The organism is Celeribacter litoreus (assembly GCF_020165855.1).
Taxonomy (GTDB): Bacteria; Pseudomonadota; Alphaproteobacteria; order Rhodobacterales; family Rhodobacteraceae; genus Celeribacter; species Celeribacter litoreus.
The window spans coordinates 217,435-234,611 of record NZ_JAIUFY010000014.1 but is presented as its reverse complement, the minus strand read 5'-3'; the positions used below and the strand labels follow the sequence as shown (position 1 = coordinate 234,611).

Here is a 17,177-nt window from a genome sequence, read left to right as displayed (position 1 = left end):
CGCAAATACGAAAAAGGCGCCCAATCGAGGGCGCCTTTTGTTTTGCGGTATCCGAGATGCGCGTCAGAGGTAGTCCGCGCGTTGCAGGCCGTATTTGGCCATCTTCTCGTTGAGCGTCCGGCGCGGCAGGCACAGCTCGTCCATCACAGCCACGATAGAGCCCTTGTGACGGCGCATCGTGTTGTCGATGAGCATACGCTCGAACGCTTCGACATACTCTTTGAGCGGCTTCCCCTCGGTGGTCATCGTTTGCTGTTCGGGCGCCTCGGACTCGGACAGAAGCAGCGAGGTGATGGAACCAGAGCCACGGCGGTTTTGTAGCACGGCGCGCTCTGCGACATTGATCAGCTGGCGGATATTGCCCGGCCAAGGCGCTTGTAGGAGCTGCGCGGCCTCTTGGGCCGACACCTCCGGCGCGTCGCAGCCGTATTCCTCTGAGAACTGCTGAGACAGTTGCGTAAACAGCAGCAGGATATCCTCACCACGCTGACGCAGCGGTGGGGTCGTGATCTTCATCGCGGCGAGGCGGTAATAGAGATCGGCGCGCAGCGCGCTCTCACAGGTGCGGCCCTGCTCTTGGAGGTTACAGACCGCAATGATGCGCGTCTCCGGCGGCGTGCCCTGTTCGTCGATCCACTTGAGCAGCCGCGCCTGCAGCGCCTCCGGCAGCGCTTCCACATCTTCGAGTACGAGCGTCCCGCCCCGCGCCTCTTCGATCAGCGGCTGGATCTGGCCGTCCGGATCGGGACCGAACAGGCGTTTCGACAGATCGGCTTCATCGCGACCCGCGCAGGCGAAGGTGATGAATTTCTTCGAGGCACGCGCACCAACGGCATGAAGCGCGTGGGCGATCAGGGTCTTGCCCGTGCCGGTTTCCCCGTCGATGAGGACGTGACCATCCGCCTGCCCCAGATCGAGAATATCCTCGCGCAGACGTTCCATCACCGGAGAGGCCCCGATGAGTTTGTTCATGATGCCGGTGCCGTCCGACAGTTCGCGCCGCAACGCGCGGTTGTCGAGGGTTAGACGCCGTGCATTGGTCGCTTTCTTCGCAAGTTCCGTCATCCGGTCCGGATTGAACGGCTTTTCGAGAAAATCAAACGCCCCGATACGCATCGCCTCAACCGCCATCGGCACATCGCCGTGGCCGGTGATCATGATCACGGGCAGGCCGCTATCGACGCTCATGAGCTTTTTGAGAAACTGCATCCCGTCCATGCCCGGCATCTTGATGTCGGAAATCACAACGCCCGGATAATCAGAGCCGAGCGATTTGACCGCATCTTCCGCAGACGCAAAGGTTTCCGTGTCAAAGCCAGACAACGCCAGCCACTGGCTGATGGATTGGCGCATGTCTTTTTCATCGTCGACAATCGCGATTTTCATTGCTGTCGCCATGGTCTTTCCTCTTTCCTCCGGTCCGTGTCAGACCTTTTACGTAGATGCGCGCTTATTCCGCCGCTTCCACGCGCCCCTCTTCTGACAAAGGGAGCACCATTTCAAACGCCGCCCCGCCCGTGGGTCGGTTGCGGGCTGTCAAGCGCCCGCCAAGTTCTGCGACGATGCCGGAGGAGATCGCAAGGCCCAGCCCCACACCGTCTCCCGGCGCTTTGGTCGTGTAAAAAGGCTCAAACAAAGTGTCGAGGTCCTCGATCCCCGTGCCGTTGTCACGCACAGTCACACTTGCTTGAGTGTCGCCTTCCGCATCACCGGTGACGAGGATCTCAATCTGGGGTTCGCCTGCGGTTTTACAAGCGTCAAAGGCGTTGCGCAGCAGGTTCACCAAGACCTGCTCAAGTCGCACCCTGTCGCCGTCCACTATAACAGGCTCCTGCGGCAAAGTCCGCGTAATTTCCACGGACCCCTGTTTGAACTGCGGCTCCATCATAGAGAGCGCAGAAGCGACACAGTCGCGCAGATCAATCGGCTGGAGCGCGTCAGAGCCTTTGCGGGCGTAGGATTTAAGCTGTTTCGTAATCGCGCCCATGCGTTCGATCAGGTCGTCAATCCGCCCGAAAGACGCGAGCGCCTCCTCGGACCGTTTGCGTTTGATCAGGAGCCGCGCACCGGCAAGATAGGTCTTCATCGCCGCGAGCGGCTGGTTGAGTTCATGCGATACCGCCGCCGACATTTCCCCCAACACCGCGAGCTTGGACGACTGCGCGAGCGTCTGCTCCGCAACTTCGAGCGACTTCTCCGCGCGTTTGCGCTCCACGATCTCCCTCTGAAGCGCGGCGTTGAGTTGACGCAGTTCCGCGCTCTCGCGTTGGAACAGGCCCGCGCGGAACACAGCGCGCCGTGAGGTCAGATAGAAGGCACCGGAGAGCAGAATGGCGAACCCCATGATCTCAATCGCGAGAAAGCCGTTCACACGTTCGCGGACGGACGCATAGGTCGTGAACGAGGTCATGCGCCAGCCACGGAACGGAATGCGGCTTTCCAGACGCATCACGGCCTCGCCGCCGATATAGGTATCATCCGGATTGACCTTCCAATCCGTCGTCAGTTGAAACGCGCGCTCAATGGCCGTCGGCGCATCACGCGCGGCAAGCGCATCAGTTTCCGTTTTCGACCGCCACCGCGGTTCCGTCGACAGGATGATCTGCCCTTCGGAGTTCACGACGATCACGGCGTCCGAGATGCCCGCCCAGCTTCTTTCAAACTTGGCAAGGTCAACCTGCACCATGATCACGCCAGCCAGCGCGCCCGAGACGTCGATCCGGCGCGAATAGCTGAACTCGTAGGCCCCGTTTTCGCGCGGCGTGGCTTTGAAAATCGTATCGTTAGACCGCAGCGCATCGACGAAATTCGGAGACTGGCGGTTGTTTGCCCCCAAAAGCGCCCGATCCGTCGCTGCGACAACACGGCCCGTTTCATCGAGAAGGGTGATCCCCGCCGCGCCGATCTCATCCACATAGGTGATCAGGTGCTGCGAGGTCTGTTGGAAGTCATTGGAATTGAGCGCCCCAACAAGGACCGGATCGCGCGACAAGAGCGTCGGAACGATGGCGTTCCGTTGTAGCTCTGACAACAGGTTGCCGACATAGAGCGCCTGACGCACCTCTGCACGGTTGCGCGTGAGTGTCGTGTAGCGCTCGGTCAGCAAAAGATTGGTGACCCAGATGACCCCGACCGCCCCAGCGATAAAGGCCAATATCGCGAGACGCCCTGCCCAACTCATGGTGCGGGGTTGCACGGTCGTCGTGACCTCTGCGCTGCGATCTCGTTCACTCATTGCCGCAGTGTCGCCTGTCCGCACCGGAGCCGCAAGGGGCGCGTGAGGTGCGCCAGTGGCGATTTCCCCCCTGTTTACGCGGATTTGGGCGGAGGTTTGCCGATTTTTGCGGCCCGATCCGACGGGACAAACGAAAACGCGCGCCCGAGAGGGACGCGCGTTCGAAATTCCGGTTTGAGATCGGGCTCAGGCCGAAACCAGCGCATCCACGAGCGAGGTGAAGAAGGCTTTGCCGTCTTCATTGCCATGCGCAGGCTCTGCGGCGCGCTCCGGGTGCGGCATCATGCCGAGCACGCGGCGGTTCTCGGAGAGAATGCCCGCGATGTCGCGCTTGGACCCGTTCGGGTTGTCGAGGTAGCGGAACGCCACACGGCCTTCGCCTTCGAGCATGTCGAGCGTGTCTTCATCAGCGGTGAAGTTGCCGTCGTGGTGCGCGATCGGGATCCCGATGTGCTGACCCTGCGTGTAGGCAGAGGTATACGGGCTGTCGGTGGTTGCAACCTCGAGCGGCGTGGTTTTGCAGATGTATTTCAGACCCGCGTTGCGCAGCAGAGCGCCCGGCAGGAGGCGCGCTTCGGTCAGGACCTGAAAGCCGTTGCAGATACCGAAGGCATAGCCGCCGCGCTCTACGTGCTTTTTAAGCGAGGCGAGCACCGGAGAGTTCGCCGCAATCGCACCGCAGCGCAGGTAGTCACCGTAGGAGAACCCACCCGGAACGCCGACGATATCAACACCTTCCGGCAGTTCCGCATCCTTGTGCCAGACCATCGAAACATCGGCACCGGCTTTTTTCAGGGCCGTGAACATGTCACGGTCACAGTTGGAACCGGGGAATTGCAGAACGGCAGCTTTCATCGAGGAGCTCCTTGGCAGCATGAGCGGAGATAACTTGGGGGCCTGATACGCTGAGGCGGCGCTTGGATCAAGTGTGATCAGACGCCGAACCCCGCGCGATGTGCAATTGTCTCGCCTGCGGCCTTCCTTATGCGGGCTGCGGGTCCTTACGGGCCTCCCGGACATAGTGCGCAATTCGGTCGAAATGCGTGTCCCACGTGCCGCAACAGCCGCCCAAGATGTCAATCGACGGATAGGCCCGTGCGAGATCGCCCATCATCTGGCCAAGCTCTTCGGGATCCCCCTCTTCGATGTGGCCCAATTGGCAGAGCGTGATCTTGTCCATCTTGGCGGCATTCGGGCGAAGGGAGCGCAACCGCTCTTTCCACGCCCCCGCCTCAAGCGCGGGCGCGAACTCCACCGGATGAGAACAATTGATCCCGTAAGAGTCTGGCTTTGCGATACCGGCCGCCGCATCCGTGGTCTCAATGGCCTCTTTAAGTGTGGGGCCGGACTTGAGTTTATGCGTGCTGTCGAGCGTGAAAGAGATGTTCACCGGCAAACCCGCCGCTGCGGCAGCGCGACTGATACCGACAGCCTCGGGAATGTTATTGAGTGTCGCGGCCCAGACGATATCAACATCGCAATCCTTCAACGTCGCCATCTGCGTGCTGTGATACTCCTCTGCCTCCTCAGCCGTGATGTCGCGGTTCAACTCATAGGCATCGCCGCGCGGCCCGACACAGCCTGCAATCGCGATGGTCGGTAGGTCGTCCCGATAAGACGCTGACACTTCTCGCAAAAAGTCGATGCACTTTTGCTGCATCTCGACGAGGCCTTCGGGTGAATAGCCGAGCTTTTCGGCCCAATCCGGACTCGCGCGGTAATCAAACCCAGCCATGAGTGCCCCGAACCCGTAGCGCGCCGCGACGTCGAGATAGCGACGATACATATCGCGCATATCCGCGACGGCCTCCGGTTTATCCATGAGTTCGAACATCGCGAATTCACGGAGCTTATGTCCGTGCCGATACATGATCTCCGTCTCAACGCCGCCTTCGGCCAGATAGATCAGGCCCTCCTGCCGTGGAAACGTAACCCCCGCATGTGTCATCTTCCCGTCCTCCCCTGTGATCGGAAGAGACTACCACAGATGCCGATTTTCCCGAAATTTGCAGCTCGCGCAGGACCACAATGCGAAAAAGCCGCCCCCAAGGGAGCGGCTTTTCAAAGGTTGTGAAGCAACCTCGGTATTAGAGAAGTTCGATGCGGTAGCTCTCGATCACCGTATTGGCGAGGAGTTTCTCGCACATCTCGGCAATGGTTTCCTCGGAGGTGCCGTCCGCGAGATCAAGCTCGATCACCTTGCCCTGACGGACCTCGTTTACCCCGTCGAACCCGAGCGCACCGAGCGCGTGCTGCACGGCGGCGCCTTGCGGGTCGAGAACACCGGTTTTCAGCATAACAAAGACACGGGCTTTCATTGTGGGGTTCCTCTCGCGGATGTCTTGGAATTAGTTAATGATCTTCGGCGTGTCGTCGCCGATCGGACCGTTGGTCGGCAGCACGCCGAGACGACGCGCCACTTCGGTATACGCATCGGTCAGAGAGCCGAGGTCACGACGGAACACGTCTTTGTCGAGCTTCTGCCCGCTCTCGATGTCCCAGAGACGGCAGCTATCCGGCGAAATTTCGTCGGCAACGATAAGGCGCATGAAGTCGCCATCCCAAACGCGACCGATCTCGATTTTGAAGTCGATGAGTTTGATGCCCACGCCATACATGACGCCGGACAGGAAGTCGTTCACACGCAGCGCCAGGGCCACGATGTCATCGAGATCCTGCTGGGACGCCCAGCCGAAGGACACAATGTATTCTTCCGGCACGAGCGGATCGCCGAGCGCGTCATCCTTGTAGGAGAACTCGATGATCGGACGCGGCAGGCGCAGGCCCTCTTCGAGGCCCAGACGTTTCGCCATGGAGCCCGCAGCATAGTTGCGCACGATCACTTCGAGCGGAACGATCTCGCACTGGCGGATCAGTTGCTCACGCATGTTGAGGCGTTTGATGAAGTGGTTCGGAATGCCGAGGTTGGTCAGGCCGTTCATGAAGAACTCGGACAAACGGTTGTTCAGAACACCCTTACCCTCGATCGTCGCCTTCTTCTCGGCGTTAAACGCGGTGGCATCATCTTTGAAATACTGCACCAGAGTTCCCGGTTCCGGTCCCTCGTAGAGAGTCTTTGCTTTGCCTTCGTAGATTTTCTTGCGCCGCGCCATGGGGCCTCCAACCTTTTCTGGGACGGGAATCAACCGCCCGCGTCTCTTGAGAGCGCTCTTTAGGGCAAGGGTCGCTCAAGAGCAAGTTCGGCCATGATATCCCACCTTCAACACCCCCGAAAATAGCGAAAATTTCCGGCCTATTTGATCGATTCACCTTGTCCGCACCCGCGCGCGTGGGCATAATTTTTACAACAGCATGAGGAGGAGCCTGTTATGACCACATTCGACGAACGTGAAGCTGCCTTTGAGGCAAAATACGCGCATGACGCCGAAATGCGGTTCAAAGCCGAAGCGCGCGCAGATCGCAAGATCGCGCTCTGGGCCGCTGAAAAGCTTGGAAAAACCGCAGATGCCGCTGAGGCCTACGTGGTAGAAGTCATCCGCGCCGACATGGAGGAGGCAGGCGCAGAAGACGTGGTCCGCAAGATCACCGCAGACGTCGGAGCGATGACCACCGCAGACGAAGTCCGCGCCCTGTATTCCGCCTATCTCAAAGAGGCGAAGGCAGAATTGGTCGAGGCCTGAGATTGGCGGCTTCGAGCCGGTGAAAACCAAATGAGATCTAATTTGGCCCGCGCGTTCGTGCGGGCCTTATTTTTTGGCTGGCGACGTCGGAAAACCCCGAGTCTCTGACCGCGCAGACCACCGCCAATTCAGATTTGGCTCAACATCTTTATGACCTGTTTGAATTTGATAATTTTCGCCAGACGTGGCACACGGGCGCCAAATCCCCGCTCGGTATACTGCCGCGCGGCCTGATGCGCTGATCCAAGGTGCGCTTTTCGCACCCACAACTCCGGAGCCGAAGATGACCGACGCCCTCACGAAACTGCTTGAAACACGCGACTGGCTTTTGGCCGATGGCGCGACGGGCACCACCCTCTTCAACATGGGCCTCTCGTCCGGTGATGCGCCGGAGCTTTGGAACGTCGACAAGCCGGAGAACATCGAAAAGCTCTATCAGGGCGCTGTGGATGCAGGGTCCGACATCTTCCTGACCAACTCCTTCGGTGGCACGGCTGCGCGTTTGAAGCTCCACAACGCAGAAGACCGCGTGTTCGAGTTGAACAAAGCCGCTGCTGAAATCGGCCGTAAAGTTGCTGACGCCGCCGACCGCCCGATCATCGTCGCAGGCTCCATGGGGCCGACCGGCGAGATCATGGAACCGATGGGATCGCTCACCTACGAGAACGCCGTCGCGATGTTCAAGGAACAGGCCGAAGGTCTCAAGGCAGGCGGCGCAGACGTGGCCTGGATCGAAACCATCTCCGCCCCCGAAGAATACAAAGCCGCCGCAGAAGGCGCCTCTGCCGCAGGTCTGCCGTGGGTCGGCACCATGAGCTTTGACACCGCAGGCCGCACCATGATGGGCGTGACCTCTGCGGAACTTGCCAACATGGTCGAAAAAATGGACACCCCGCCGGTCGCCTATGGCGCGAACTGCGGCACCGGCTCTTCCGACCTGCTGCGCACCGTTCTGGGCTTTGCCGCCCAAGGCCACGAACGGACCATTATTGCGAAAGGCAACGCAGGTATTCCGCGCTATGTCGACGGCCACATCCACTATGATGGCACGCCGGAACTCATGGCCGACTATGCGTGTATGGCGCGTGACGCGGGTGCGAAGATCATCGGCGGCTGCTGTGGCACCATGCCGGAGCACCTGCGCGCCATGCGTGAAGCACTCGAAACCCGTCCGCGCGGTCCACGTCCGACGCTGGAGCAGATCGTCGAGAAACTCGGCGGCTTCTCCTCCGCGTCCGACGGCACCGATGACAAAGGCCCGGCGAAGCGAGAACGCTCCGGCCGTCGTCGTCGCGGCTAACACAAATGGCGGGGCGCAGCTCAGAACAGGGACAGTTGATCACCGGGCCGTGGCGGCACGGCGAAGAGATCTGTTCTGAGCGCGGGCAATCCACGCGAGAGCCCCGTGCGCCCCAATACAATCTCAAAGCGTTTGGCCATCAACTCGGCCCACTCGCCCTCCCCCGTCATCCGCTTGCCCCAGCGGCTGTCGTTGGCCTTGCCCCCGCGCAGCTCATGGACACGGTTCATGACGCGCTTGGCACGGTCGGGGACATGGGTGGCGAGCCACTCTTCAAAGAGCGGAGCCACCTCATTGGGCAGGCGCAGCATAATGTAATTCGCGGCCTTCGCCCCGTGCTGGGCCGCGGCTGTGACAATCGCCTCCAACTCATGATCCGTGAGTGCCGGAATGACGGGCGCGACCATGACGCGGGTCGGAATACCGGCGTCTGCCAAGGCGCGGATCGTCTTGAGACGACGAGCAGGAACGGGCGCACGTGGCTCCAACTGCCGCGACAGGCGCGAGCCGAGGGTCGTCACAGAAACCCCCACCTGCACCAATCCCTTCGCCGCCATCGGCGCCAGAAGATCGAGATCGCGCTCAATGAGCGTGCCCTTCGTGGTGATCGACACAGGATGGTTGTGCTCGCGCAGCACCTCCAAAACCTCCCGCATGATCCGGTCGCGGGCCTCGATCGGTTGGTAAGGATCAGTATTGGTCCCGATGGCAATCGGCGCCACCTCGTATCCGCGCGCGGTCAATTCGCGCCGCAGCGCCTCTGCCGCCCCCTTCTTGCGCGTCAGGCGGGTTTCAAAGTCGAGACCGGCCGACAGGCCAAGGTAGGCGTGGCTCGGACGGGCAAAGCAGTAAGAACATCCGTGCTCGCACCCGCGATAAGGGTTGATGGAGCGGTCAAAAGGGATATCGGGACTGTCGTTGCGCGTGATAATCTTGCGCACGGGTTCATCCACGGTGGTGGTGCGTGCGGTCACATCTTCGACCTCGCTCTCCCAGCCGTCGAGAAAGGTTTCGCGCGCCAGCCGTTCAAACCGGCCGGACGCATTGGACGTCGCGCCCCGCGCCTTGGGAACAAGGCCGAGTGGCAGCGTCTCAGAGAAAAAACTGGATTCGCGGGTCATGCCGTGAAACTAGAACAAAATGAGAACATTTGCCAAGAGGCTCTCCTCCGCCTATCTGGCAAAATTATACAGACGAAAGGAAACGCCCATGTCTGATGAAGAAGACGATCTGATCCTCTCCGAACTCAACGACGAAGAGCTGGTCGAGCAGATGATGGACGACCTCTACGACGGCCTCAAAGACGAGATCGAGGAAGCCGTGGAAATCCTGCTTGAGCGCAAGTGGACGCCTTATGACATCCTCACGAAATCGCTCGTGGCAGGGATGCAGATCGTCGGCGACGACTTCCGCGATGGCATCCTGTTTGTCCCCGAAGTGCTCCGCGCCGCACAAGCGATGAAGGGCGGCATGGCCATCCTCAAACCGCTCTTGGTCGAAACCGGCGCGCCGAAGATGGGCAAGATGGTCATCGGCACCGTCAAAGGCGACATCCACGACATCGGCAAGAACCTCGTCGCCATGATGATGGAAGGCGCAGGCTTCGAGATAATCGATCTCGGCATCAACACCGAGGCCGACAATTACATCGGCACGGCAGAGCGCGAAGGCGCGGATATCATCGGCATGTCCGCCCTGCTCACCACGACGATGCCCTACATGAAGACGGTAATCGAGAGCCTCGCGGAACAAGGCCTGCGCGACAAATACATCGTGCTCTGCGGCGGTGCGCCTCTGAACGAGGAATTTGGTCGTGCCATCGGCGCCGACGCCTATTGCGACGACGCGGCGATTGCCGTGGAAACCGCAAAGAAACTCGTCGCTGCGCGCCATAATCAGGCGTGACAACGGACCAAACGATAACGGATGAGACCCTGCGCGATCAGGGTCTCTCCACGACAGGCACAGGCAAAACGCTCGTGATCGCCTGCGGCGCCCTAGCGCGCGAGGTGCTGGCGCTCATTTCGGCCAACGGGCTGGATCACCTGACACTCACCTGCCTGCCCGCGATCTTGCACAATTCCCCCGCCAAAATCCCAGATGCCGTTGAGGCCGCGATCCTCAAACACCGCGCGGACTATGACCATTTTCTCGTGGCCTACGGAGATTGCGGCACAGGCGGCCAATTGCAAACAGTGTGCGACCGCCTCGGGGCCGAGATGATCGACGCCCCTCATTGCTACGCCTTCTTCGACGGGATCGAGACCTTCGCAACCCGCAACGAGGTAACGAGTTTCTACCTCACCGACTTCCTCGCCCGTCAGTTCGACGCCTTCGTCTGGAAACCGCTCGGCCTCGACCGCTACCCAGACCTGTTGCAGATGTATTTCGGCAATTACGAAACCCTCGTCTACCTCGCACAGACTGAGGATCCGCAGCTGACCGCGACAGCAGAACGCTGCGCAGATCGCATGGGGCTGAAATTCGAACGGCGCTTTACAGGCTACGGAGATCTGGACCGCTTTCTCCGCGCCTGATCTTCTTCTTGGCCAAAATACTCAAAAGTCCGGCGTTACGCCGCGCTTGAAGCCGTCTCGCGAATGCGCTGCACCATGGCACGCAGACCGTTGGAGCGCTGGGAGGACAGGTGCTCATCCAGACCCAAACGCGCGAGTTCCGCAGGCGCATCCACCGCGACCACGTCTTTCGGCGAAAGACCGGCATAGAGTTCATGCAAAACCGCGATGAGACCCTGCACAATCATGGCATCGGACGCGCCCTGAAAATCAAACGTTCCATCCTCGATTGTCGGCACGAGCCAGACCTGAGACGCACAGCCCTCCACCTTTGTCGCCGGCACTTTGAAGGCGTCATCCAGCGGGGGGAATGCTTTGCCCATTTCGATCACATGGCGGTAGCGATCTTCCCAATCGTCCAGAAATTCGAACGTCTCGACCAACTCTTCAAAAGCTTCGTTCGCCATAGGTGCACCCACTCCAATGAAATACTCCGACCACACTTAGTCCCTCGGACTGCGAAGGTCCAGCAACGGACCTTTTCAAGCCTCTGCTTTTTGTGTAGCCCTTGGGCATACAATTGTGCGGGAGGCATTGATGCGTCGTCAGATGATTATTTCGGGTCTGGTTCTGTCCCTGCTCGCGGGCTGTAGCTCTTTTGGTGAGTCACGGTTCAACCCGATGAACTGGTTCGGCTCATCGGAGCCGGTCGAGCTTGACGCAGACGGAAATCAGATCGTCATCCTCCCGACGCTTGCGCCGAAAAAGGGCTACCCTGTTCTGGTCGACATCCGTCAACTCGCGCCAACACTCACCGACATGAGCATGGTACGTTCCGCCTCTGGCGCGATCGTGACCGCCACTGCCGCGCTCCCGTCGACGGGCTACTACGACGCCCAACTCGTGCGCGTCCCAACCGAGAACAACGACACGCTCGCCTTTGAATTCCGCATGCGCGCACCCTCCGGCAGCGCGCCGATCGGCACAGAGGCTCAGCGTCGCATCACCGCCGCAAAATCCCTGTCCTTCGAAGAGCTTGAAGGCATTCGCACCGTGATCGTCATCGCCGCAGATGGCGCACGGCAGGTCCGTAGATAACGCACGGGCGCATCGGCTTTACATCCCCTCTGACGCAAGTCATCGTGCAGGTTCTGATCTTTCATGAGGCCTTCACATGACGCAATTCCCGCGCAAAATCATTATCGACACCGACCCCGGTCAAGACGACGCCATGGCGATCCTTCTGGCGCTTGGCTCGCCCGAGGAGATTGACCTTCTGGGCATCACGGCGGTGGCGGGAAATGTGCCGATCGAGCGCACCTCCGAGAATGCGCGCAAAGTTTGCGAGGTCGCGGGCCGTCCGGATGTGAAGGTCTACGCAGGCTGCGACCGTCCGATGGCCCATACGCTAGTGACGGCGGAACATGTGCACGGCAAAACGGGCCTCGACGGAATTGAACTGCCCACACCGACCATGCCCCTACAGGACCAGAACGGGGTCGATTTCATCATCGAGACCCTGCGCTCCGAGCCTGCGGGCACCGTGACGCTCTGCCCGATGGGGCCGCTGACAAACATTGCAACTGCCTTTGAAAAAGCGCCCGATATCGTGGAACGAGTGCAGGAAATCGTCCTCATGGGCGGGGCCTACTTTGAGGTGGGCAACATCACCCCCGCAGCGGAGTTCAACATCTACGTGGACCCCGAAGCCGCCGAGATCGTCTTCAAATCCGGTGTCAAACTCGTGGTGATGCCGCTCGACGCGACGCACAAAGTGCTCGTGACCGCGCCGCGGCTTCAGGCGTTCAAGGAGTTCGACAACCACCTCGGGGATGTCGTCGCAGGGTGGCTCGACTTCTTCGAACGCTTCGACATCGAGAAATACGGCTCCGAGGGCGGGCCTTTGCATGACCCGACCGTGATCGCCTATCTGATCAAGCCGGACTTGTTCTCCGGCCGCTTTATCAATGTCGAGATCGAGACGAAATCCGAGCTGACTCGCGGCATGACCGTTGCCGATTGGTGGGGGGTCACGGATCGTCCGAAAAATGCGATGTTCATGGGGGATGCGGACGCCGAGGGGTTCTTTGACCTTCTCACGGAGCGCGTGCGGCGGTTGGTGTGAGCCTCCGGCGGGAGTATTTTGCCAAGAAGAAGAGACGAGCTAGGTGACGGGTATGGTACAATTTGACAACAGCTACGCCCGCTTGCCCGATCGGTTCTTCACCAAGATTGCGCCGGAGATGGCCCCTGCCCCCGAGATGGTTCTGTGGAACGCGGGGCTTGCGGAGCTTTTGGGTGTCTCGGACTGGGACGCGGAGATTTGTGCGGGCAATGTGATCCCCGACGGCGCGGACCCTTTGGCGCAGGTGTATGCGGGACATCAGTTCGGCGGGTTTTCTCCGCAGTTGGGGGACGGGCGCGCGGTTCTGTTGGGAGAGGTTCTCTCGGATGCGGGCCGCTTTGACATCCATCTCAAAGGCGCGGGTCGCACGCCCTATTCGCGCAATGGCGATGGTCGGGCGTGGGTCGGGCCGGTCTTGCGCGAGTTTATCGTGAGTGAATTCATGGCCGCTGCGGGTGTACCGACGACGCGGGCGTTGGCCGCCGTGCGCACTGGCGGGCGGGTTCAGCGCGAGCGGGGCTATCCGGGCGCTGTTCTGGTGCGGGTCGCGGCGAGCCATATTCGCGTCGGCACGTTTCAGTTTTTCACGGCGCGGGGGGATAATGACGCTGTGCGTGCGCTCACGGAGCATGTCCGCGCGCGGCATTATCCGGACGCGAGCGACACGCTTGATCTCTATGCGAAAATTGTCGCGGCTCAGGCGCGGTTGATTGCGAAATGGATGGGCCTTGGCTTTGTCCATGGAGTAATGAACACGGACAACATGACGGTGTCGGGCGAGACGATTGATTACGGCCCCTGCGCCTTTATCGACGGGTATTCGCCAAAGGCCTGTTACTCCTCCATCGACCAGCACGGGCGCTATGCCTATGAGCAACAGCCGTCAATCGCGCATTGGAACCTTGCGCAGCTTGGCTCCTGTTTTGTGCCGCAGATGGAAGAGGAACTGGGCGGCGAGCATCAGGCAGTTGAGGCGCTCACCGAGGTTTTGAACAGTTTTCCGGAGCTATATCAGACGGCGTGGGTCGCCGAGTTCGGGCGCAAGCTTGGCCTCGCGGACGCGACGCGTGAGGATGTGCCGCTCATTCAGGGGCTATTGGGCCTCATGGCGGAGCATGGCGCGGATTTCACGAACACGTTTGCCGGACTGCGCGATGGCACGGCGCGGGACTGGTTTCTGGACCGCGCGGCCTTTGATCACTGGGCTGAAGGGTGGACTGCGCGGCGGTCTGCGAATTGGGAGGAGATTGTCGCGAGGGCGAACCCCGCCCTCATCCCGCGCACGCACCGGATTGAGCAGGCTATCCAAGCCTCGCTCGAAGGCGATGACAGCCTCGCCCATCGCCTCGCGGAGACACTTGCAAAGCCCTTCACACTCAAGGACGAGGATCGCGATCTGACCTTTCCACCGACCAAGGACGAGATCGTACCGCAGACCTTTTGCGGCACCTGAGCGCGATTATTTGGAGCGGTATTTGGTGAACAGCCGCGCGTTGCGGGTCACAAAATCACGGATCAGACCCGCAAACGGCGTATCGCGGTCAAAGGCCACGTAAATCGCGCCGGAGATGGCCCCAATCAGCCCGCCGATGGCGTCCACGATCAGATCCCACATCGTGTCTTGTAGGCCGGATTTCTGCATATTCGTGCCAAAAAACTGGTCCATCGAATACTCAAACACCTCCCAGAGCGCACCGACGGACATCGCAAAGCAGAAGGCGAACATGCCGATGGCCCAAGCGGGGGCAGCGTAACGATCGCCTTGGAAGAGCATGAAGATCGCCACGAACCCCACGAGACCAAAGCCCAGCGCCGAGCCTCCGTGGAGCAGAATGTCCCACCACCAGTAGCGATTGTAGAAGTCGCCCACTTCGCCGAGGAAAAGTGTGGCAAAGATGAAGAGCACGATCCCCGCCATGAACGAGCGCGGGATGTAGATGTGAAACCGTCGCGCAAAAAGGATCGGCATGAGCGTGAGGCCGAAGGTGCCTAGCGCGATGAAGGAAGACGTATATCGCGCGGCCACCAGACCAGCCACGAATTCCGCCACAAGAGCCACCCACACGAGCCGCATGACCAACGGTTGCTCGCGCGCGTTGGCCATCATGTCATGCAGGTTTTCTTTCAGGCTCATGGATGAAATCCGACGTTATAGATCATATATCTAGGGCATGATACCGAGAGTGGAAAGTGGCGCGCAACGGTTCGCCTCCTACAACCTGCGCAAATGCAAAGGGACTGACGGGCATCGGGCGCCGGGACGTGTTCTGGATGTGATCAACAGTCTGGAGGCCGATGTCGTTGCGCTGCAAGAGGCAGATATGCGCCTCGGCCCGCGTCCAGCGGCCCTTCCTCCGCGTCTCATTGAAACCCATACAGATTTCATCGCGCTGCCTGTGAATGCCTCTCCCGTCTCTGTGGGCTGGCACGGCAATGCGATCCTCGTGCGCAAGTCGGCGCAGGTCGACGCCGTGCATCAATTCGACCTTCCGGGGCTCGAGCCGCGCGGGGCGGTGGCGGCGGATTTGCCGGGCGTGCGCGTTGTGGGCGTGCATCTCGGCCTGCTCCGCGCCTCCCGTCAGAAGCAACTCCATGCCATCCGTGCGCATCTTTCCAAACTCGACGACCGCCCGACGATCATCATGGGCGATTTCAACGAATGGTCGCGTCACGGGGGACTCGATCCGCTCAGAGACGCATTCTCGATTTTTGCGCCAGGCCGGTCGTTCCATGCCTCCCGCCCGATTGCGGCGCTCGACCGGATTGCGACGACGAAAGAAATCGAGATGCGGGATTCAGGCGTGATGGAGACGGCGCTCTCTCAGCGTGCGTCGGATCACTTGCCGGTTTGGGCGGATTTGATCCTTCATCAAAGCGCATAAGCTTGACAGCCCCCCACCTGTTCGTGGTTTGCTCGATCACTGCCTGAGATAGACCCTCGGAGACCACCGCCCGAAACTCGGGCCAAGACTTGGAGCGGACACCATGACCCGTTACCTCACCTACGACGTCTTCACCGACCAACCCTTTGGCGGCAACCCGCTCGCCATCGTGCCGAACGCGGCGCATATTCCAGAAGACCAGCTTCAGAAAATCGCGCGTGAGTTCAATTACTCGGAGACGGTGTTTCTATACCCGCCGGAGGACTCGCACAATTCGGCGCGGCTTCGTATCTTCACCCCTACGATGGAAGTCCCTTTCGCGGGGCACCCGACCATCGGGGCGGCCGTGGCGCTTGCGCAGATGGGGCACGGATCGCAAATGCGGCTCGAACTCAAGATCGGGATTATTGAAGCCGAAGCCACCGAAGAACGCGCACGGTTTCGCACCCAGACGCCTTTGACGATTGAGGCCTACCCTGCCCGCGCCCTCGTCGCCCGTGCGCTCGGGCTCTACCCTGATCAAATCGGGACGCCTGTGATGGCCGGTGTCGGGCTGGCCTTTACGTTTACCGAAGTGACCTCCCGTGCAGCGCTCTCCAACTGCAAACCGGATGCAGACGCAATGCGCGAGGGTCTGACGGCCTATCCGTCGTCCCTCGACTTCCCGCAGGTTGCCTATGTGCGTGACGGGAACACGGTGCATATGCGCATGTTTGCGCCGCTCGACGACATTCCCGAAGATCCGGCCACTGGATCGGCAGCTGCGGCGCTTGTGCGGCTTTTGGCGGACACGGAGGAGCGCGATCTCTCGCTCACCATCCATCAGGGCGACGACATGGGGCGGCCCTCCGTCATCCATGCGAGCACACGCGGCCCCGACACCCTGATCGAGGGCCAAGCTGTTCAGATCATGGAAGGCGCGCTCGTTATCTAGGCGCTTATCCACATGAAAATGCGCCTCATTCGCAAAATGGCGGAAAACCGGTCTGGACCTCACCGCGCCGGTTTTTTACCCTTTGGCGAAAGACCCACACGGAGCGCCACACCCCTATGACGGACACGATCCTCTCCCGTTGCGAGGCCAAAGGCCTCCGGCTCACAGACCAGCGACGGGTGATTGCATCGGTTCTCGAGGATGCGCATGACCATCCGGACGTCGAAGAGCTGCACGCACGCGCCAACAAACGCGACCCGCGGATTTCGCTCGCCACCGTCTACCGGACGGTGAAACTGTTTGAGGAAAGCGGTATTCTCGAACGCCTCGAATTCGGAGATGGTCGGGCCCGTTATGAGACGGCGGACCGTGCGCACCATGATCACCTGATCGACATGGAAACCGGCAAAGTCATCGAATTCGTCGATCCGGAAATCGAGGCGCTTCAGGAAAAGATCGCGAAACGCCTCGGCTATGAACTCAAGGGCCATCGCCTCGAACTCTTCGGCATCAAGAAAAGCTAAGTCTCCCCCGCATTCGCGCA

The 17,177-nt window shown here is 60.4% G+C and carries 19 protein-coding genes; 10 read left to right on the top strand and 9 right to left on the bottom strand.

The annotated features are described in order from the left end of the window. Positions 1–63 precede the first annotated feature (63 nt). The 6 genes from LA304_RS14750 to purC all read right to left on the bottom strand — a co-directional run bounded on the left by LA304_RS14750 (position 64) and on the right by purC (position 6,348). Positions 64–1,398, bottom strand: coding sequence for a sigma-54-dependent transcriptional regulator (locus tag LA304_RS14750; RefSeq protein WP_224503928.1), 1,335 nt, complete (start codon positions 1,396–1,398; stop codon positions 64–66). A gap of 52 nt (positions 1,399–1,450) precedes the next feature. Continuing rightward, positions 1,451–3,235, bottom strand: coding sequence for a sensor histidine kinase (locus tag LA304_RS14745; protein ID WP_396022198.1), 1,785 nt, complete (start codon positions 3,233–3,235; stop codon positions 1,451–1,453). A gap of 186 nt (positions 3,236–3,421) precedes the next feature. Next, positions 3,422–4,090, bottom strand: coding sequence for a phosphoribosylformylglycinamidine synthase subunit PurQ (purQ, locus tag LA304_RS14740; protein ID WP_224503927.1), 669 nt, complete (start codon positions 4,088–4,090; stop codon positions 3,422–3,424). 127 nt (positions 4,091–4,217) lie between these two features. After that, positions 4,218–5,183: a homocysteine S-methyltransferase family protein gene (locus LA304_RS14735; RefSeq protein ID WP_224503926.1), complete on the bottom strand. Its 966-nt coding sequence runs from the start codon at positions 5,181–5,183 to the stop codon at positions 4,218–4,220. 139 nt (positions 5,184–5,322) lie between these two features. Next, positions 5,323–5,553 (bottom strand): phosphoribosylformylglycinamidine synthase subunit PurS, encoded by a 231-nt coding sequence (purS, locus tag LA304_RS14730; protein WP_224503925.1) that lies wholly within the window; start codon positions 5,551–5,553, stop codon positions 5,323–5,325. Positions 5,554–5,583: 30 nt separating this feature from the next. After that, the gene (purC, locus tag LA304_RS14725; protein ID WP_224503924.1) at positions 5,584–6,348 is read right to left on the bottom strand and encodes a phosphoribosylaminoimidazolesuccinocarboxamide synthase; all 765 of its coding nucleotides are present in this window, start codon (positions 6,346–6,348) and stop codon (positions 5,584–5,586) included. Positions 6,349–6,564: 216 nt separating this feature from the next. Here purC and LA304_RS14720 point away from each other — a divergent pair, with 216 nt between their 5' ends. Both LA304_RS14720 and bmt read left to right on the top strand, forming a co-directional pair. Further along, positions 6,565–6,876, top strand: a complete 312-nt coding sequence (locus LA304_RS14720; protein ID WP_224503923.1) for a DUF1476 domain-containing protein — start codon at positions 6,565–6,567, stop codon at positions 6,874–6,876. Between the two features lie 283 nt (positions 6,877–7,159). After that, on the top strand, positions 7,160–8,176 hold the full coding sequence (gene bmt, locus LA304_RS14715) for a betaine--homocysteine S-methyltransferase (RefSeq protein WP_224503922.1): 1,017 nt from the start codon (positions 7,160–7,162) through the stop codon (positions 8,174–8,176). A gap of 20 nt (positions 8,177–8,196) precedes the next feature. On the opposite strand, the gene LA304_RS14710 is transcribed toward bmt, so the two are convergent. Then, complete coding sequence (locus LA304_RS14710; RefSeq protein WP_224503921.1) at positions 8,197–9,297, bottom strand: PA0069 family radical SAM protein; 1,101 nt, start codon at positions 9,295–9,297, stop codon at positions 8,197–8,199. Between the two features lie 88 nt (positions 9,298–9,385). Between LA304_RS14710 and LA304_RS14705 the strand changes: the two genes are divergently transcribed. Both LA304_RS14705 and LA304_RS14700 read left to right on the top strand, forming a co-directional pair. After that, a complete protein-coding gene (locus LA304_RS14705; protein ID WP_224503920.1) occupies positions 9,386–10,081 on the top strand; it encodes a corrinoid protein in 696 nt (231 codons plus the stop codon). Beyond that, a complete protein-coding gene (locus LA304_RS14700) occupies positions 10,078–10,713 on the top strand; it encodes a DUF1638 domain-containing protein (protein WP_224503919.1) in 636 nt (211 codons plus the stop codon). Before LA304_RS14705 ends, LA304_RS14700 begins: the two co-directional genes overlap by 4 nt. A 35-nt stretch (positions 10,714–10,748) precedes the next feature. Here the strand turns inward: LA304_RS14700 and LA304_RS14695 are convergent, their stop codons facing one another. Continuing rightward, positions 10,749–11,159 (bottom strand): SufE family protein, encoded by a 411-nt coding sequence (locus tag LA304_RS14695; protein WP_224503918.1) that lies wholly within the window; start codon positions 11,157–11,159, stop codon positions 10,749–10,751. A gap of 130 nt (positions 11,160–11,289) precedes the next feature. Between LA304_RS14695 and LA304_RS14690 the strand changes: the two genes are divergently transcribed. From LA304_RS14690 to LA304_RS14680, 3 genes are all read left to right on the top strand, one after another. Beyond that, positions 11,290–11,790 carry a hypothetical protein gene (locus LA304_RS14690; protein WP_224503917.1) on the top strand — a complete coding sequence of 167 codons (501 nt, stop codon included), beginning with the start codon at positions 11,290–11,292 and terminating at the stop codon, positions 11,788–11,790. A gap of 76 nt (positions 11,791–11,866) precedes the next feature. After that, the gene (locus LA304_RS14685) at positions 11,867–12,817 is read left to right on the top strand and encodes a nucleoside hydrolase (protein WP_224503916.1); all 951 of its coding nucleotides are present in this window, start codon (positions 11,867–11,869) and stop codon (positions 12,815–12,817) included. Positions 12,818–12,869: 52 nt separating this feature from the next. Next, entirely contained in the window at positions 12,870–14,270 is a 1,401-nt protein-coding gene (locus LA304_RS14680) for a protein adenylyltransferase SelO (protein ID WP_224503915.1), read from the top strand. Between the two features lie 6 nt (positions 14,271–14,276). Here the strand turns inward: LA304_RS14680 and LA304_RS14675 are convergent, their stop codons facing one another. Further along, positions 14,277–14,951 (bottom strand): hypothetical protein, encoded by a 675-nt coding sequence (locus LA304_RS14675; RefSeq protein WP_224503914.1) that lies wholly within the window; start codon positions 14,949–14,951, stop codon positions 14,277–14,279. 37 nt (positions 14,952–14,988) lie between these two features. Here LA304_RS14675 and LA304_RS14670 point away from each other — a divergent pair, with 37 nt between their 5' ends. From LA304_RS14670 to LA304_RS14660, 3 genes are all read left to right on the top strand, one after another. Further along, a complete protein-coding gene (locus LA304_RS14670; protein WP_224503913.1) occupies positions 14,989–15,699 on the top strand; it encodes an endonuclease/exonuclease/phosphatase family protein in 711 nt (236 codons plus the stop codon). 103 nt (positions 15,700–15,802) lie between these two features. After that, positions 15,803–16,633 carry a PhzF family phenazine biosynthesis protein gene (locus LA304_RS14665; RefSeq protein WP_224503912.1) on the top strand — a complete coding sequence of 277 codons (831 nt, stop codon included), beginning with the start codon at positions 15,803–15,805 and terminating at the stop codon, positions 16,631–16,633. 116 nt (positions 16,634–16,749) lie between these two features. Beyond that, positions 16,750–17,157 carry a Fur family transcriptional regulator gene (locus tag LA304_RS14660; RefSeq protein ID WP_224503911.1) on the top strand — a complete coding sequence of 136 codons (408 nt, stop codon included), beginning with the start codon at positions 16,750–16,752 and terminating at the stop codon, positions 17,155–17,157. The last annotated feature ends 20 nt before the right edge of the window (positions 17,158–17,177 follow it).

What these genes read in the sequence shown, in the direction of transcription:
- LA304_RS14710 (WP_224503921.1), bottom strand. Translation starts at nt 9,297, where the DNA reads ATGACCCGCGAATCCAGTTTTTTCTCTGAGACGCTGCCACTCGGCCTT.
- LA304_RS14745 (WP_396022198.1), bottom strand. Translation starts at nt 3,235, where the DNA reads ATGAGTGAACGAGATCGCAGCGCAGAGGTCACGACGACCGTGCAACCC.
- purC (WP_224503924.1), bottom strand. Translation starts at nt 6,348, where the DNA reads ATGGCGCGGCGCAAGAAAATCTACGAAGGCAAAGCAAAGACTCTCTAC.
- LA304_RS14675 (WP_224503914.1), bottom strand. Translation starts at nt 14,951, where the DNA reads ATGAGCCTGAAAGAAAACCTGCATGACATGATGGCCAACGCGCGCGAG.
- LA304_RS14670 (WP_224503913.1), top strand. Translation starts at nt 14,989, where the DNA reads ATGATACCGAGAGTGGAAAGTGGCGCGCAACGGTTCGCCTCCTACAAC.
- LA304_RS14735 (WP_224503926.1), bottom strand. Translation starts at nt 5,183, where the DNA reads ATGACACATGCGGGGGTTACGTTTCCACGGCAGGAGGGCCTGATCTAT.
- LA304_RS14685 (WP_224503916.1), top strand. Translation starts at nt 11,867, where the DNA reads ATGACGCAATTCCCGCGCAAAATCATTATCGACACCGACCCCGGTCAA.
- LA304_RS14750 (WP_224503928.1), bottom strand. Translation starts at nt 1,398, where the DNA reads ATGGCGACAGCAATGAAAATCGCGATTGTCGACGATGAAAAAGACATG.
- LA304_RS14720 (WP_224503923.1), top strand. Translation starts at nt 6,565, where the DNA reads ATGACCACATTCGACGAACGTGAAGCTGCCTTTGAGGCAAAATACGCG.
- LA304_RS14680 (WP_224503915.1), top strand. Translation starts at nt 12,870, where the DNA reads ATGGTACAATTTGACAACAGCTACGCCCGCTTGCCCGATCGGTTCTTC.
- LA304_RS14665 (WP_224503912.1), top strand. Translation starts at nt 15,803, where the DNA reads ATGACCCGTTACCTCACCTACGACGTCTTCACCGACCAACCCTTTGGC.
- LA304_RS14695 (WP_224503918.1), bottom strand. Translation starts at nt 11,159, where the DNA reads ATGGCGAACGAAGCTTTTGAAGAGTTGGTCGAGACGTTCGAATTTCTG.
- purS (WP_224503925.1), bottom strand. Translation starts at nt 5,553, where the DNA reads ATGAAAGCCCGTGTCTTTGTTATGCTGAAAACCGGTGTTCTCGACCCG.
- purQ (WP_224503927.1), bottom strand. Translation starts at nt 4,090, where the DNA reads ATGAAAGCTGCCGTTCTGCAATTCCCCGGTTCCAACTGTGACCGTGAC.
- LA304_RS14705 (WP_224503920.1), top strand. Translation starts at nt 9,386, where the DNA reads ATGTCTGATGAAGAAGACGATCTGATCCTCTCCGAACTCAACGACGAA.
- LA304_RS14690 (WP_224503917.1), top strand. Translation starts at nt 11,290, where the DNA reads ATGCGTCGTCAGATGATTATTTCGGGTCTGGTTCTGTCCCTGCTCGCG.
- LA304_RS14660 (WP_224503911.1), top strand. Translation starts at nt 16,750, where the DNA reads ATGACGGACACGATCCTCTCCCGTTGCGAGGCCAAAGGCCTCCGGCTC.
- bmt (WP_224503922.1), top strand. Translation starts at nt 7,160, where the DNA reads ATGACCGACGCCCTCACGAAACTGCTTGAAACACGCGACTGGCTTTTG.